This window comes from Salinibacterium sp. ZJ450 (assembly GCF_011751885.2).
GTDB lineage: Bacteria > Actinomycetota > Actinomycetes > Actinomycetales > Microbacteriaceae > Ruicaihuangia.
Map to the genome: position 1 here is coordinate 858,889 of NZ_CP061771.1, position 14,872 is coordinate 873,760.

15 protein-coding genes are annotated in these 14,872 nt (G+C 69.2%); 13 read left to right on the plus strand and 2 right to left on the minus strand.

The window, feature by feature from the left end:
• Positions 1–12 precede the first annotated feature (12 nt).
• On the minus strand, positions 13–1,008 hold the full coding sequence (locus HCT51_RS04105; protein ID WP_166871334.1) for a ketopantoate reductase family protein: 996 nt from the start codon (positions 1,006–1,008) through the stop codon (positions 13–15).
• Positions 1,009–1,045: 37 nt separating this feature from the next.
• On the opposite strand from HCT51_RS04105, the gene truB reads away from it, so the two are divergent.
• The 5 genes from truB to HCT51_RS04130 all read left to right on the plus strand — a co-directional run bounded on the left by truB (position 1,046) and on the right by HCT51_RS04130 (position 5,026).
• Positions 1,046–1,954, plus strand: a complete 909-nt coding sequence (truB, locus tag HCT51_RS04110) for a tRNA pseudouridine(55) synthase TruB (RefSeq protein WP_224760657.1) — start codon at positions 1,046–1,048, stop codon at positions 1,952–1,954.
• A complete protein-coding gene (locus HCT51_RS04115; protein WP_166870600.1) occupies positions 1,951–2,319 on the plus strand; it encodes a hypothetical protein in 369 nt (122 codons plus the stop codon). The genes truB and HCT51_RS04115 overlap by 4 nt, the downstream gene beginning before the upstream one ends.
• A 20-nt stretch (positions 2,320–2,339) precedes the next feature.
• Positions 2,340–2,753, plus strand: a complete 414-nt coding sequence (locus HCT51_RS04120) for a hypothetical protein (protein ID WP_224760658.1) — start codon at positions 2,340–2,342, stop codon at positions 2,751–2,753.
• A 2-nt stretch (positions 2,754–2,755) separates the two neighbouring features.
• A complete protein-coding gene (locus HCT51_RS04125; RefSeq protein WP_166871338.1) occupies positions 2,756–3,709 on the plus strand; it encodes a bifunctional riboflavin kinase/FAD synthetase in 954 nt (317 codons plus the stop codon).
• Between the two features lie 84 nt (positions 3,710–3,793).
• Complete coding sequence (locus tag HCT51_RS04130) at positions 3,794–5,026, plus strand: MFS transporter (RefSeq protein ID WP_166870606.1); 1,233 nt, start codon at positions 3,794–3,796, stop codon at positions 5,024–5,026.
• An 81-nt stretch (positions 5,027–5,107) separates the two neighbouring features.
• Here HCT51_RS04130 and HCT51_RS04135 read toward each other — a convergent pair whose 3' ends face one another.
• Positions 5,108–6,040, minus strand: a complete 933-nt coding sequence (locus HCT51_RS04135) for an ROK family protein (protein WP_166870609.1) — start codon at positions 6,038–6,040, stop codon at positions 5,108–5,110.
• A 260-nt stretch (positions 6,041–6,300) separates the two neighbouring features.
• On the opposite strand from HCT51_RS04135, the gene HCT51_RS04140 reads away from it, so the two are divergent.
• From HCT51_RS04140 to HCT51_RS04175, 8 genes are all read left to right on the plus strand, one after another.
• On the plus strand, positions 6,301–7,290 hold the full coding sequence (locus HCT51_RS04140; RefSeq protein ID WP_166870611.1) for a sugar-binding transcriptional regulator: 990 nt from the start codon (positions 6,301–6,303) through the stop codon (positions 7,288–7,290).
• Between the two features lie 5 nt (positions 7,291–7,295).
• Entirely contained in the window at positions 7,296–8,324 is a 1,029-nt protein-coding gene (deoC, locus tag HCT51_RS04145; protein ID WP_166870614.1) for a deoxyribose-phosphate aldolase, read from the plus strand.
• 7 nt (positions 8,325–8,331) lie between these two features.
• Positions 8,332–9,861, plus strand: a complete 1,530-nt coding sequence (locus HCT51_RS04150) for an aldehyde dehydrogenase family protein (protein ID WP_166870617.1) — start codon at positions 8,332–8,334, stop codon at positions 9,859–9,861.
• Positions 9,861–10,724 (plus strand): aldehyde dehydrogenase family protein, encoded by an 864-nt coding sequence (locus HCT51_RS04155; protein WP_166870619.1) that lies wholly within the window; start codon positions 9,861–9,863, stop codon positions 10,722–10,724. Before HCT51_RS04150 ends, HCT51_RS04155 begins: the two co-directional genes overlap by 1 nt.
• Entirely contained in the window at positions 10,725–11,312 is a 588-nt protein-coding gene (locus HCT51_RS04160) for an SRPBCC domain-containing protein (protein ID WP_166870622.1), read from the plus strand. It begins immediately after the preceding gene.
• Positions 11,313–11,416: 104 nt separating this feature from the next.
• Positions 11,417–12,310: a glycerophosphodiester phosphodiesterase gene (locus tag HCT51_RS04165; protein WP_166870625.1), complete on the plus strand. Its 894-nt coding sequence runs from the start codon at positions 11,417–11,419 to the stop codon at positions 12,308–12,310.
• A 93-nt stretch (positions 12,311–12,403) separates the two neighbouring features.
• Positions 12,404–13,030 carry a GDSL-type esterase/lipase family protein gene (locus HCT51_RS04170; RefSeq protein ID WP_166870627.1) on the plus strand — a complete coding sequence of 209 codons (627 nt, stop codon included), beginning with the start codon at positions 12,404–12,406 and terminating at the stop codon, positions 13,028–13,030.
• A 41-nt stretch (positions 13,031–13,071) separates the two neighbouring features.
• Positions 13,072–14,856, plus strand: coding sequence for a DUF2207 domain-containing protein (locus HCT51_RS04175; RefSeq protein WP_166870630.1), 1,785 nt, complete (start codon positions 13,072–13,074; stop codon positions 14,854–14,856).
• Positions 14,857–14,872: the final 16 nt, after the last annotated feature.

Genomic DNA, 14,872 nt, shown 5'->3' on the forward strand with positions numbered 1-14,872 from the left:
CGACCGGCCGCCTCAGCGGGCAGGGACGCGCGCCACCACCTCGTCGGGGGAGAGGTGCCGCCCGGTGCGCTCCACCTCGTGCACGAGCTGCACCATCGCCGCGTTCACCGGGGTCGCGACATCCGTTTCGGCCGCCGCCTCCACCACCGCACCATTTAGGTAGTCGACCTCGCTCGGCTGGCCGCGGCGGATCGACTGCAGCGTCGACCCTGGGTTCGGCACGTCGCCGAGGTACCGGCGGATGCCGAGCGGGATCCGCTCGCCCAGCCACAGCGGCGCGTACGCCACCAGGCGCACCAGGGCGGGCGAGATGCCCTGCAGCGTGGCGAAACGCACCCCGCGCGCCAGCCCGACGCGGGCGTTCTCCCGCATGCTGCGCGTCATGATGCGGCGCAGCCTGGGCTCGTCGATGACGTCCTGCACGCTCAGTCCGGTGATCGCCGGCAGCGCGTTCACCTGGTTGACCAGCAGCTTGGTCCAGCGGGCGCCCTCGAAGTCGGAGGTCACCACGACCGGGATCGCGCTGCCCAGAACGGATGCCGCGGCCTCGGCAGCCGACGCCGGACCGCGCACGATGCCCAGGTACGTCTTCGCCGCCGCGGTCACCGTGACCGACCCCGGCTCAACGAACGACGCCGCGAACAACGACAGCGCCCCGATCACGTCCGAGCCCGGCGCGGCATCGAGCACCCGCTCCAACCCGCCGAGCCCGTTCTGCACCACCACCAGCGGCACCCCGCGCAGCATCGCCGCGTTCGCCGACACAGCGTCCGCGGCATCCATCGCCTTGGTCGCCACGATCGCCAGGTCCGGGCGCCGCGCAAGCACGCCCCCGGCCGCCACCTCAGCGGTGAACGATCCCCACGCGCCGGACAATCGGATGCCGCTGGCCTCGATCGCGGCCAACTGGGCGCCCCGCGCGGTCACCTCGACCTCGTGCCCCGCCCTCGCGAGCAGCGCGGCGATCGTGCCGCCCATGGCTCCCGCCCCTAATACCGCCACGCGCATGGTCACCAGCCTAGGGCGGCTCCGGTAGCGTTGAAGCGTGACTGGCACCATCGGCCCCCGCAGCGGCATCCTGCTGCTCGACAAACCGGCGGGTCTGACCAGCCACGACGTGGTCTCCCGGGTGCGCAAGCTCGCCAACACCCGCAAGGTCGGCCACGCCGGCACCCTCGACCCGATGGCCACCGGGCTGCTCGTGCTCGGCCTGAACAGCTCCACCCGGCTGCTCACCTACCTCGTCGGCCTCGACAAGGAATACCTCGCCACCATCCGGCTCGGCCAGTCCTCGACGACGGATGACGCGGAGGGCGAGATCAGCGACACCGCCGACACCTCCGCGATCAGCGACGCCGACCTCGAGCGGCAGATCGCCACGCTCACCGGACCGATCGAGCAGGTCCCCTCCAGCGTCAGCGCCATCAAGGTCGACGGCCGCCGCGCCTACGACCGGGCCAGAGCGGGGGAGACCGTGGTGCTGAAGTCCCGCCCGGTCACCATCCACGAATTCGCCACCCTCGACATCCGCCGCGGCGAACACCTCGACCTCGACGTGCGCATCCGCTGCACCTCCGGCACCTACATTCGGGCGCTCGCCCGCGACCTCGGCGCCAGTCTCGGCGTCGGCGGACACCTCACCGCACTGCGCCGCAGCCAGGTCGGCCCATTCGACGTGACGGATGCCGCCACCCTGACCGACGCAACCCCCGAGTCGCTCGCCGAGCAGCTGCAGCACCCCGCAGGCATCGCCAGCACGCTGTTCGGCTCGGTCGACCTGACCGCGGAGCAGACCCGCGACCTGACCCAGGGCAAGCGGATCACCCTCGACACCGCCGACACGGAGATAGCCGCGGCGATCTCGCCCGAAGGGCGCCTGGTCGGCCTGCTCAAGGTCTCCGCTGGCACCGCCCGTCCGGTCGTCAACTTCCCCACCGACGAGGTGCTGTCGTGATCGAGTGGTTCAGCTGGGTGCAGATCGCCGTGGCGCTCGCCGCCGGAGTGTTCTGCCTGGTGATGGGCCTGGCCGGCAAGAAACCGAACGACTTCACCCTGGGCTCGCTGATCCTGGTCGAGCTGCTGCTGATCGTGCAGGTGGTGATCGCGATCGTCGCCCCGTTCGTGGGCAACCATCCCACGGGACATCCGCTCGAATTCTGGGCCTATCTGATCAGTGCCGTGCTGATCCCGCCGCTCGCCGGCTTTTGGGGACTGGTCGAACGCAACCGCTGGAGCACCGTGGTACTCGGGGTCGCCAGCCTCGCGATCGCGGTGATGGTGATCCGGATGCACGCCATCTGGTTCGTGCAACTCGCATGACGCGCCTAACATTGAGCACGATGTCAACGCCTGCCCTCTCCCGCATGTCCGGCGCCGGCCGCGTGCTCGTGCTCGTCTACGGAATCCTCGCGATGGCGGCCACGGGGCGTTCGGTATTCCAGATCCTCACCAAGTTCGACGAGGCCCCGCTCGCCTACACACTGTCCGCAGTGTCGGCCGTGGTGTACATTCTGGCCACCGTCGCGCTGATCATGCCGGGCCAGACCTGGCGCACCGTCGCGTGGATCACCATCGGCTTCGAACTGGTCGGCGTGCTTATCGTCGGAACCCTCAGCCTCACCCACCCGCAACTGTTCGGCCACCCCTCGGTGTGGTCGTACTACGGCATCGGCTATCTGTTCATTCCCCTCGTGCTGCCGATCCTCGGCCTCACCTGGCTGTATCGGCGCCGCACCGCGGCAGTGGTGGCATGATCATGCAACTCTTCACCGCCCAGAGCGACGTACCCGCGGACTTCGGCCCGAGCGCGGTCACCATCGGCAAGTTCGACGGTGTGCATGCCGGACATCGCGCCGTCATCGCTCAATTGCTTCGAATTGCGGATGTCGAGAACCTCACCTCCACGGTGGTGACCTTCGACCGGCATCCGCTCGCCTTGCTGCGCCCCGAACAGTGCCCGGAGGCCCTGCTCAGCAATGAGCAGAAGATCGAACGCCTGGCCGAGACCGGGGTGCACGCCACGCTGATGCTCACCTTCGACCAGGAGATGAGCCAGCAGCCGCCGCAGGAGTTCATTCAGAAGGTGCTGGTCGACACGCTGCACGCGAAGGTGGTGTTCGTCGGCCGGGACTTCCGGTTCGGTGCGAAGGCGGCGGGCACCGTCGGCACGCTGATCGACGCCAGCGCGGAGGGCGGCTTCGAGGTGCGCGTGATCGAGGATGTGGCATCCGGAGGCGGGCGCCGCGCCTCCTCGACCTGGATCCGCGAGGCGCTCGGCCGCGGCGACGTGCGCGAGGCCGCCGAGGTGCTCGGTCACCTGCCGTCGGTGCGCTCGGTGGTCGTGCCCGGCGAACGGCGCGGCCGGGAACTCGGATTCCCCACCGCCAACCTCAAGCCCTCGGTCGAAGGGCTGATCCCCGCCGACGGCGTGTACGCCGGCTGGCTCTCGGTGGATGGCGCCACCTACCCCGCGGCAATCTCGGTGGGCAACAACCCGACGTTCGAGGGCGTTCCGGAACGTCAGGTCGAGGCCTACGTGCTCGATGAGGACATCGACCTGTACGGCAAGACAGTGGAGGTGTCCTTCGTCGACCGGATCCGTGGCATGGTGAAGTTCTCCTCGATCGACGACCTGATCGCGGAGCTCGGCGACGACGTGACGCGCACCCGGGAGTTGCTTGCCACGGCGCTGCGGCCGCGGCGCTTCTGAGGCGCCCCGCCTTCCGCCGCGCCGCTTCTGAGTTTTCCCCGCGTCTGAGTTCTCGCCGCGTCTGAGTTCTCGTAGACTGCAGCGGTGACTGCTCCGCGTTCCCTGCCGCTCTGGTCGGGCCGCACCCTGGCACTGCTCAGCACCCTGCTGATCGCCCTTAACCTGCGCACCGCGGTCACCTCGGTGTCGCCGATCGTCGACCAGATCAGCGTCGACATCGCCCTGAACGGCACCGCCCTCGGAGTGCTCGGCATGCTGCCGCCCGCCATGTTCGCGGCATCCGGACTCTTCACGCCCTGGCTTGCCCGTCGACTCGGCCTGGAAGCCACGCTGGCTGTCGCGAGCGCCGTCATGGTGCTCGGCTTCACGGCGCGTGCGCTGTCGGTCGGCTACCCGATGTTCCTCGCCGCCAGTGCCGTGACCCTGGCCGCGACCGGCGTGGGCAACGTGCTGCTGCCCGCGGTGGTCAAGCGCTACTTCCCCGACCGGGTGGGGCTGATGACCTCGGCCTACGTGTCGCTGCTGGCGATCAGCACCACCATTCCGGCGGCGATCTCGGTGCCGATCGCGGATGCCGCCGGCTGGCGCACCGCGCTGATGACCTGGGCGGTGCTCGGCCTCACCGCCCTGATCCCGTGGGTGTTCATGTGGCTGGAGCATCGCAAGACGCTCGCCGCCGCGCGCCGCGATCCGTCGCCAGAGGTCGAGGAGGGGCCGGCCGAGATCGTCGGCGCACTCTGGAGATCACGCACCACGTGGGCGCTGACGCTGGCGTTCGCGGTGTCGTCGCTGAACGCCTACACGATGTTCGCCTGGCTGCCCGAGCTGCTGATGGAGCAGTCCCAGCTGTCGTCGGTTCAGGCCGGAGTGCTGCTGTCGGTGTACGCGTTCATCGGGCTGCCGCTCGGGTTGGTGATGCCGTTCCTCACCGTGCGCAGCCGGCGGCCGGGCTTGCTGGTGCAACTGTTCACCGCGCAGCTGCTGATCGGGTATTCCGGGCTGCTGCTCGCGCCAACCCTGGCGCCGTGGCTGTGGGTGATCATCATGGGCGGGCCGCTGCTATTCCCGGTGACGCTCACCCTGATCAACCTGCACACTCGCGACCACCGGGTCACCACCGCGGTCAGCGGTTTCGTGCAGGGCATCGGGTACTCAATGGGCGCGGTCGGTCCGCTGCTGTTCGGTGTGCTGCGCGACGTCTCCGGATCGTGGACACTGCCGCTGGTCTTCCTTCTGCTCACCGCGGCCGGGTCGCTGGTCGCGGGCATCCTGCTGTCGAAACCGCGCATGGTCGACGACGAGCTGCGCGCGCAGTAGCTCGCTGCCGCTCGGCAATCCGTAGCCCACCGGTTAGGCGGGCCAGTAGCCCACCGGCTGGGCGGGCCAGCAGCCCACCGGTCAGGCGGGCGCGAGCACTGCCGGGCGGTGGACGAGCGCCGCCGCCCCGATCAGCGGTCCTTCGCCCGACAGCGCCGAGGGCACCACTCGCACCTTGGTGACGAAGCCGAACGCGGCCCGCTCCGCGATGGTCTGGTTGATGATGTCGAACAGGTCGGGGCTGACGTGCGAGAAGCCGCCGCCGATCGCGACCAATTCCAAATCGACGAGGGATGTCGCGGAGCCGATGGCCTGCCCGAGCGCACGACCGGCGCGCTGCACCGCCCGCACCGCGATGTCGTCGCCGGCGGCGTAACCGGCGGCGAGGTCCTCGCCGGTTTCGCCCGTCCAGCCCTGCGCCCTGGCCCAGGCGACCGTCTTCGGGCCGGACGCGATCGCCTCCACGCAGCCGACCCCGCCGCAGGCGCAGCGCTCGTCGAAGCCGCCGACGCCGACGTGTCCGATGTGGCCGGCGTTGCCGGTGGGTCCCGACACGGTATGGCCGCCGAGGATCAGCCCGCCACCGATACCGGTCGACACGATCATGCCCATCAGGTTGTCGCAGCCGACCCCGGCGCCCACCCAGTGTTCGGCCAGCGTGATGCACAGCCCGTCCATCTGCAGCCTGACCGGAACTTCGGGTACAAGCGACTCGAGCTGTGCTCGCAGCGGGTAGTCCCGCCAAGCCGCGACGTTGAGTGGGCTGACCAGGCCTTCGGCGACGGTGATCGGGCCGGCGCATCCGATGCCCACGCCGACCAGCACGTCGCCCATCGGCAGTCCGGCGAGCGCCTCGCTGGCGACCTCCCGCACCGCGTGCGCCAACCTGTCGGATCGGGTGGCGGCGCCCGTAAGCTGGCGCACCCGGCTGCCCTCGAGCAGCACCCCGTGCTCGTCGACGAGGGCGGCTTCGACCTTGGTGCCGCCGAAATCGACGGCCAGCGCGTATGGCATGAGGCCAGAGTACTGAGGCGCGCCGCCCGCTCGGTCGGTAAAAGCGCGCTCGGGAGGTCATTTCAGCGGATTACGTCCGCCCGAGCCGCCGAAGTCCGTCCGTCCGGCGACGATCAGCGGACGATCAGCGGATGCCGCGGACAGGTGCTCGTCCCGAGGCAACAAATGTGCACCCGCCCACGCGCCCGGTGCTCATATGAGCAAGAACAGCAACGGATGCTGCCGCCCGGGTATTCTGGACATAGGAGAGGAGGCGACCCATGGCTGACGATGTACTGGCGGTGCGAGTCGCCGAGCTCTACTACGAAGACGACAAGACGCAGGACGAGATCGGCGCGCTGCTGAAGATCACGCGCTGGAAGGTCGGCCGTCTGCTGGCCCAGGCCCGCGAGCGCGGCATCGTGCGCATCGAGATCGTGCACCCGCGCGCCCGCCGGCTCGGCGTCGAGCGGCAACTGCGCGAGCGCTTCGGCCTCGCCGACGCCGTGGTGGTGCCCGCCCCGACCAGCGCAGGCACGGACACCGGCACCGGCGGCACCGGAACCGGCACCCGCACCACCGACGCCGACGCCGACGCCCACGAGCGCGTCGCGCAGGCCGCCGCCGACTTCCTTGCCGCGCTCCGCCCGGTGCCTCGGCTGCTCGGCGTCAGCTGGGGCCGCACCCTGAGCGACGTCGCCGACCACCTGGCCGACGGCTGGGCGTCCGGCGTCGAGGTGGTGCAGATCAACGGGGGAGTGTCGCTGAACAAGCGCGCCTCCACCGCCGCCAGCACCGCCGTGGAGATCGCCCGCAAGGCCGGCGGTCAGGCCACCCTGCTGCCGAGCCCGGCCATCCTCGAGCGACTCGAAACCAAGCGGGCTATCGAGGCCGACCGCACCGTCGCGGGCGTGCTGGAGAAGGCGTCCGCGGCATCCGTCTATCTGTACAGCGCCGGAGTCGCCGACGACACCAGCGCGCTGGTCGACAGCGGCTACCTGACCGCTGCCGACGTCGCCGAACTGGTGCGCAAGGGCGCGGTCGGCGACGTGGTCGGCCGCTACATCGACGCCAACGGCAACATCGTTGACCCGGCGCTTGATCAGCGTACGGTGGGACTGGGACTTGACCGGCTGCGATCCGCCACCACCGGCGTGCTGGTGATCGCGGGCCGCGCGAAGCATGACATCGCCCGGGCCGTCGTCGGAGGCGGACTCTGCTCCGTCATCGTGACCGACGAGCACACGGCCGCGGCCCTTCTGGAGGAATGAGACACATGACACTCGAACATCCCATCGCCCTGGCGCCTGCCGCGCGCGCCGTGCAACTGCTGGGCGGTGACCTCACCGAGAAGAGCCTGCGGCTGCACCTGGAGGGGCTCTCCGGCGTCGATGCCGTCGGCCTCGAACAGCGCGCGGCCGGCCTCGGCACCCGCTCGATCAAGACCACCTCGAAGCAGTGGGCGATCGACAAGATCATCAGCCTGATCGACCTGACCACCCTCGAGGGCGCAGACACCCCCGGCAAGGTGCGGTCGCTGGTGGCGAAGGCGCTGACTCCGGATGCCGCGGACCCCAGCACCCCGCGGGTGGCAGCGGTCTGCGTGTACGGCGACATGGTGCCGTACGCCGTGGAGGCGCTCGGTTCGGCGAAGGGCCTCGACGGCCCCACCGGGGTGAACGTCGGCGGCATCAACGTCGCCGCCGTGGCGACCGCGTTCCCGAGCGGCCGCGCCTCACTCAAGGTGAAGCTCGCCGACACCGCAGACGCGGTGGCCGCGGGCGCGGACGAGATCGACATGGTCATCGACCGCGGCGCGTTCCTCTCCGGCAACTACGGCCGCGTCTTCGACGAGATCGTCGCCGTGAAAGACGCCTGCCGGCGCGCAGACGGCTCCTTCGCGCACCTCAAGGTGATCCTCGAGACCGGCGAACTGGTCACCTACGACAACGTGCGCCGGGCATCCTGGCTGTCGATCCTCGCCGGCGGAGACTTCATCAAGACCTCCACCGGCAAGGTGTCGCCCGCCGCGACCCTCCCGGTCACCCTGCTGATGCTCGAGGCCGTGCGCGACTGGCACAAGCTCACCGGAGAGAAGATCGGCGTGAAGCCGGCTGGCGGCATCCGCACTTCCAAGGACGCCATCAAGTACATCGTCACCGTCGCCGAAATCGTGGGCGAGGAGTGGCTCACCCCGCACCTGTTCCGGTTCGGTGCATCCAGCCTGCTGAACGACGTGCTGCTGCAGCGCCAGAAGATGACCACAGGCCACTACAGCGGCCCCGACTACGTCACGATCGACTAGGACACCCATGAATTTCCTTGACTACGCGCCGGCCCCAGAGTCGACCGCCATCCTCAACCTCCGTGACCGCTACGGCCTGTTCATCAACGGCGAGTTCGTCGATGGTCACGGCCACGGCTTCACCACCATCTCACCGGCGACCGAGAAGCCGATCGCCGAGATCGCCAACGCCAACGGTGAAGACGTCGACCGCGCCGTCGCCGCCGCGCGCCGTGCCTACGACCGCACCTGGTCGAAAATGAGTGGCGCCGACCGGGGCAAGTACCTGTTCCGCATCGCCCGGCTGGTGCAGGAGCGCGCCCGCGAGCTCGCTGTGGCCGAGAGCCTCGACAACGGCAAGCCGATCAAGGAGAGCCGCGACACCGACATCCCGCTCGTCGCCGCCTGGTTCTTCTACTACGCCGGCTGGGCCGACAAGCTCGACCACGCCGGCCTCGGCGCCAACCCGCGTTCGCTCGGCGTCGCCGCCCAGGTGATCCCGTGGAACTTCCCGCTGCTGATGCTGGCCTGGAAGATCGCCCCGGCGCTCGCCGCAGGCAACACCGTGGTGCTGAAGCCAGCCGAGACCACCCCGCTGTCCGCGTTGATCTTCGCCGAGATCCTGCAGCAGGCCGACCTGCCGCCGGGTGTCGTCAACATCATCACCGGCGCCGGCGACACCGGTGAGGCGCTGGTCAATCACCCGGATGTCGACAAGGTGGCGTTCACCGGATCCACCGCCGTCGGCCGGTCGATCGCCCGCTCCACCGCGGGCACCGGCAAGAAGATCACCCTGGAACTCGGCGGCAAGGCCGCGAACATCGTCTTCGATGACGCGCCGATCGACCAGGCCATCGAGGGCATCGTCAACGGCATCTTCTTCAACCAGGGCCACGTCTGCTGCGCCGGCAGCCGCCTGCTGGTGCAGGAGAACGTGCACGACGAGGTCGTGGACCGGCTGAAGACCCGCCTGTCCACACTGCGCCTGGGCGATCCGCTCGACAAGAACACCGACATCGGTGCGATCAACTCCAAGGCGCAGCTGGAGCGCATCCGCGCTCTGTCCGACATCGGCGAGCAGGAGGGCGCCGACCGCTGGACCGCCGACTGCGCGATCCCCGAGAACGGCTTCTGGTTCGCCCCGACGATCTTCACCAACGTGTCGACCAGCAACCGCATCGCCCGCGACGAGATCTTCGGACCGGTGCTGTCCGTGCTGACCTTCCGCACCCCCGACGAGGCGGTGAAGAAGGCCAACAACACCCCGTACGGGCTGTCCGCCGGCATCTGGAGCGACAAGGGATCCAAGATCCTGGCCGTGGCAGACAAGCTGCGCGCCGGCGTGATCTGGGCGAACACCTTCAACCGGTTCGACCCGGCCTCTCCGTTCGGCGGCTACAAGGAATCCGGGTACGGTCGCGAGGGCGGCCGCCACGGCCTCGCCGGCTACCTGCAATCCAGCGCCGCACCCGCCCGCCGAGCCAGCCTGTCCGGTCCGGCTGAGCCGGTCCAGGTTGGCGCTGCCGCCCCGAAGTCGATCAAGAAGGGCTCCAAGTAATGTCACGCCTGACCATCCCGAAGACCTACAAGCTCTACATCGGCGGCAAGTTCCCGCGCAGCGAATCCGGACGCACCTACGAGGTGGTCACCAAGAAGGGCGACTTCCTCGCCAACGCCGCAAAGGCCAGCCGCAAGGACGCCCGTGACGCGGTCGTCGCGTCGCGCGCCGCCGTGAGCAGCTGGTCCGGCGCCACCGGGTACCTGCGCGGGCAGGTGCTGTACCGCATCGCCGAGCTGCTTGAGGGCCGCCGGGCGCAGTTCATCGACGAGATCGTCGCCTCAGAGGGCGTCTCCGCCGCGGTCGCCGGTCAGCAGGTCGACGCCGCGATCGACACCTGGGTCTGGTACGCCGGCTGGGCAGATAAGTACGTGCAGGTCGCCGGCAACGGCAACCCGGTCGCCGGCCCGTTCTTCAACCTGTCCACGCCGGAACCCACCGGCGTCGTCGCGATCATCGCACCGCAGGAACCCACCGGGGTGAGCCTGCTCGGCCTGGCATCCGTCGTGGCACCGGCGCTGGTCAGCGGCAACACGGTCGTCGTGGTCGCGAACGAGAAGGCGCCGCTCAGCGCGATCAGCCTCACCGAGGTGCTCGCCACCAGCGACGTGCCGGGGGGAGTGGTGAACCTGCTCACCGGTTCGCCGGCCGAGATCGCGCCGTGGCTCGCCTCGCACGCCGACGTGAACGCGCTCGACCTGACCGGCGCGGGAACCCTCGACTGGGTCGACCTGCAGATCGCCGCCGCCGACACGCTGAAGCGCGTGATCACCCCGGAGCCCGGGGTCCCGGCGCCCTCGCTCGAGCGCATCACCGCGTTCACCGAGACCAAGACGGTGTGGCACACGAAGTCGATGTTGTAAATGACGCCGGACTTCCACGCCAGCAGACTCGGCGAGTACCGGCGTCACGGTGACGAGGCCGACCTGGTCTTCACCCGGGACTACGAGCACCCGATCGAGCGCGTGTGGGAGTTCATCACCCAGCCAGCTCTGCTGCGGCTCTGGCTCGCCGAGGCGAAGGTCGACCTTCGCCTCGGCGGCCGGTACGACCTGCGCTGGCTGAACGACCCGAAGGGCAAGCTGGACTGGTGGCCCGGCACCATCACCGCGCTGCACCCAGGCCGGCTGCTGGACAGCGAGAACAGTCAACATGGGCCGATGCGGTTCGAGCTGCAGCGGCTGGGCACGGACGGCACCGTGATCGATGGCGCACCGGATGCCGCGGACGGTGAGACCCTCGGCGCCACCCGGCTGACCTTCTCCAACGCCATCGCCCCGCCCGACGAGAAGTTCATCACCATGTCGCTGGCCGGATGGCACATCCACCTCGACCATCTCGCGGCCACGCTTGATGACGATCCGCCGGTCTGGGAGTCCTGGTACGACTACTACTTCCCGGTGTGGAAGAAGCTGCACACCTCGTACCAGCACGCCTACCACCTGCCCTGACAGCCCACCGCGACACCCGCTCCCTGACGTAACGAAACGGTAACGGCCGCGCTAGAGTGGCGTCACCCCGCAGCGAGGCGGGCAATCCACGACGGGGCGTGTCAATGGCGACATCCGCATCATCATCCCTACCGCGTGCGCGGCGCATCCTTCCCGCGAGCGCGGGCGTCATCGCCCTGGTGCTGGCGGTGGCCCTGAACCTGCCGGTGGGCAGCGTGCAGGCGGCCGGAGCATTCGAATCGCTGCGAGCACCCGGTGAGGCCGGCTTTATCGCCGCGCACCGTGGCGACCGGTCGGCGGCGCCGGAGAACACCCTGCCCGCCCTGCAGGCGGCGCTGGATGCGGGCATGAGCTTCGTCGAGACCGACGTGCAGCTGAGCAAGGACGGCGTGCCGGTGCTCATGCACGATGCGACCGTTGACCGCACCACGAACGGATCCGGCCGGGTGGCCGACCTCACCCTCGCCGAGCTGCAGACCCTCGACGCCGGCGGCTGGTTCGCGCCAGAGTTCGCCGGGGTGCCGGTGCCGACCCTGGATGAGTACCTGGCGCTGCTGGTGACCACCGAGGCCATGGCGATCATCGAGCTCAAGGGCTTCTGGAGCGAGACGGATGTCGCGGCGGTGAGCAACCTGCTCTACGGCTACAGCCTGCACAGCCGGGCGATCATCGCGAGCTTCACGCTCGCCACCGTCGCCCACGCCCGCGAGGCGGCTCCGGCCATCCCGCGGATCGTGCTGCGCCGCGACCTGCCCGCCGACCCGGTGCGGTTCGCTCGCTTCTACGACGCCATCGCCGTGATGACGAAGGCCGCGACCATCGAGCGTCGTCCGGAGCTGGTCGAGACGATGCACGAGGCAGGCGTCGGCATCCTGCTCTACACGCTGAATACCGAGCAGAACTGGGCGGAGGCGCTGGCATTCGGGGTGGATGGGATCGTCACAGACGCCCCGAGCGACCTCGACTCGTGGCTGGCGGCGACCGCCCCGGGAACCTGAGCGCGCCTCCACGCGATTGCTGGGAACTAGCCTGTCGCGGTGGCACGCGCCGCGGATTCGTCGCATTATGGGTACAAGCTGCGGAGGATCACGATGCCCGAGAAAGACTCACCCGACCGGATCGTCTTCGTGGGGGACCGGCTGACCGCCGATGGCCGGTGGCAGGACTGGTTTCCCGAGCATGAGGCGCTGAACTTCGGCGTCGCCGGCCAGACCACCGAGGACCTGCTCGGCCGCCGCGACGAGATCGTCGCTGCCCGGCCCGACGCCATTGTGATGCTGATCGGCTCGAACGACTTCTCGGCCAGGCGCCGGTCGGCCGAGTACGTGGTGCGCAACGTCGAGTCCATCCTGTGGGACCTACGCCGGGACCTGCCCGGGGTGCGGCTGCTGCTGCAGTCCATCATCCCTCGCGGTCACGAGCTCGCCGACGAGATCCGCAACGCCAACCGTCACCTCTGGCAGTTCGCCGCGACCGTGCGGGCGCAGTACCTTGACCTATGGCCGGCGCTTGCGCTGCCTGACGGTGAGCTGAACCCGGCATACAGCGACGACCGCGAGCACTTGAACGAGGCCGGGTACGAGGCCTGGCTGAACGAGCTCCGTCCAGGTTTGGAACGTCTCTACGATGCCCCGCCGATGAGCCGACCGATCTCAGTCGCCGACGTGCAGGCGGCGCTCCGCGACGCCTCTGGGCAGGCGGGCGACAGCCGAGCCTGACGGTTCACCGGCCATTGTTGCCCCACCGATACCCTCGAACCATGGGGCGGATCGTTGCGGGCACTCTTGCCGTGTTCTTCATTGTGCTGGGAACACCGATAGCAGCGGATGCCGCGGGCCCCCGCGCCACGGACGTCGACAATTTCAGCTTCGATAGCTTCGCAGCGGACTACTACCTCGGCGTCGACGCTGACGGACGGTCCACCCTGACCACGGTGGAGACGCTCGTCGCCCGGTTTCCCGAGACCGATCAAAATCGCGGCATCCGGCGCGCCCTGGTGCAGCACTATGACGGCCACCCCACCGACCTGACGGTAACCGGGGTCACCGACGAGTCGGGGAAGCCGCGGGCGTTCGACACCGAATCCGAAGACGACATCCAGTACGTGACCATCGCCGCCGACGACTACGTGCACGGCGCCCAGACCTACGTGATCAGCTACGAGCAGCACAACGCGACCAGGTACTTCGACGACACCGGCGTCGACGAGTTCTACTGGGATGTCAACGGCACCGGTTGGGCGCAACCGTTCGGCAGCGTCACCGCCCGAGTGCACGTCGACGAGCAGATCGCCGACCGGCTCACCGGCGACGCCGCCTGCTACTGGGGGCCCGAAGGCGCGAGCAACCGCTGCGAGATCACGGCCGCCGGCACCGACGGCACCACCCTGACCGCGTCGCAGCAGAACCTGGCAGCGTTCGAGAATGTCACGATCGCGGTCGCGTTCGAGGCCGGCACCTTCGTGCCACGCGATAACGCTTACTTCGCCTCGCCGTTCAGCTGGGTGCAGCTTGTCGGCCTGCTCGCCGCGCTCATCGCCGGAGTGTGGGGGTTCGTGATTCGCGCCACCACCACCCGAGACGCCGACGGGCGACCCACCATCATCGCCGAGTACCTGCCGCCGAAGTGGCACGACCTGCTGGCCTCGGCCGAGATCCTCGGCCGGCAGGGTCGCGGCACGGCGGCGGCGTTGATCGACCTGGCCGTGCGGCGCAAGATCCGCATCATCGAGAACGAGAAGCGGCTCGGGAAAGACACCTTCACCATCGAGCTGGTTGACCCTGAGGGGCTGTCGCCGCGCACCCAGCAGCTGCTGAACGCCTTCTTCGGCACCCGGTTGCGGCCGGGCGAGCAATACCAGCTCTCGGCGAAGAACCCCAAGGTCGGTAAGCGGGTGCACGAGGTCACCGTCGCGGTGCGCAAGGATGCCACCCGCTTGGGGCTTCGCCGCGCGGTGGCCGCTCGCAACGTGATCCTGCCGTTCGTGCTCGCGCTGCTCGGGCTGGTTGCGGTGTTCGTGGCCGGCGTGATCATGACAGTAGACGCCCGCGGCGGTGCCTGGCCGCTGCTGCTGGTGCTTCCAGCAATCGCCGCCGTCACGATGGTCTCGATTGCGATCTTCCGTCGACCGCTCACCGCCGCGGGCGCCGAGCTGCGCGACTACCTGCGCGGCATGGAGCTCTACATCAAGGTGGCAGAGCAGGACCGGCTGCGGATGCTGCAAAGCCCGGACGGCGCCGAACGGGTGCACGTGGATGTCACCGACCGCCGCGCCATGCTGAAACTGAACGAGCGGATGCTGCCGTACGCGGTGCTGTTCGGGCAAGAGAAGGAGTGGGCAGAGGAACTCACCCACTGGTACGACGAGCAACCGGACTGGTACGTCAGTAACCAGCCGTTCAACGCGGCCGTGTTCGTTGCCGGGGTCGGCGGACTTAGCTCCACCGCCAGCACCGTCTACTCCGGCAGCAGTACGAGCGGCGGATCATCGGGCGGCGGCTCGTCCGGAGGCGGCGGGGGAGGCGGGGGAGGCGGCGGGGTCTAACCCTGTCGCCCCGCAC

What these genes read in the sequence shown, in the direction of transcription:
- HCT51_RS04105 (WP_166871334.1), bottom strand. Translation starts at nt 1,008, where the DNA reads ATGCGCGTGGCGGTATTAGGGGCGGGAGCCATGGGCGGCACGATCGCC.
- HCT51_RS04120 (WP_224760658.1), top strand. Translation starts at nt 2,340, where the DNA reads ATGTCAACGCCTGCCCTCTCCCGCATGTCCGGCGCCGGCCGCGTGCTC.
- HCT51_RS04125 (WP_166871338.1), top strand. Translation starts at nt 2,756, where the DNA reads ATGCAACTCTTCACCGCCCAGAGCGACGTACCCGCGGACTTCGGCCCG.
- HCT51_RS04135 (WP_166870609.1), bottom strand. Translation starts at nt 6,040, where the DNA reads ATGCCATACGCGCTGGCCGTCGATTTCGGCGGCACCAAGGTCGAAGCC.
- HCT51_RS04140 (WP_166870611.1), top strand. Translation starts at nt 6,301, where the DNA reads ATGGCTGACGATGTACTGGCGGTGCGAGTCGCCGAGCTCTACTACGAA.
- deoC (WP_166870614.1), top strand. Translation starts at nt 7,296, where the DNA reads ATGACACTCGAACATCCCATCGCCCTGGCGCCTGCCGCGCGCGCCGTG.
- HCT51_RS04150 (WP_166870617.1), top strand. Translation starts at nt 8,332, where the DNA reads ATGAATTTCCTTGACTACGCGCCGGCCCCAGAGTCGACCGCCATCCTC.
- HCT51_RS04155 (WP_166870619.1), top strand. Translation starts at nt 9,861, where the DNA reads ATGTCACGCCTGACCATCCCGAAGACCTACAAGCTCTACATCGGCGGC.
- HCT51_RS04160 (WP_166870622.1), top strand. Translation starts at nt 10,725, where the DNA reads ATGACGCCGGACTTCCACGCCAGCAGACTCGGCGAGTACCGGCGTCAC.
- HCT51_RS04165 (WP_166870625.1), top strand. Translation starts at nt 11,417, where the DNA reads ATGGCGACATCCGCATCATCATCCCTACCGCGTGCGCGGCGCATCCTT.
- HCT51_RS04170 (WP_166870627.1), top strand. Translation starts at nt 12,404, where the DNA reads ATGCCCGAGAAAGACTCACCCGACCGGATCGTCTTCGTGGGGGACCGG.
- HCT51_RS04175 (WP_166870630.1), top strand. Translation starts at nt 13,072, where the DNA reads ATGGGGCGGATCGTTGCGGGCACTCTTGCCGTGTTCTTCATTGTGCTG.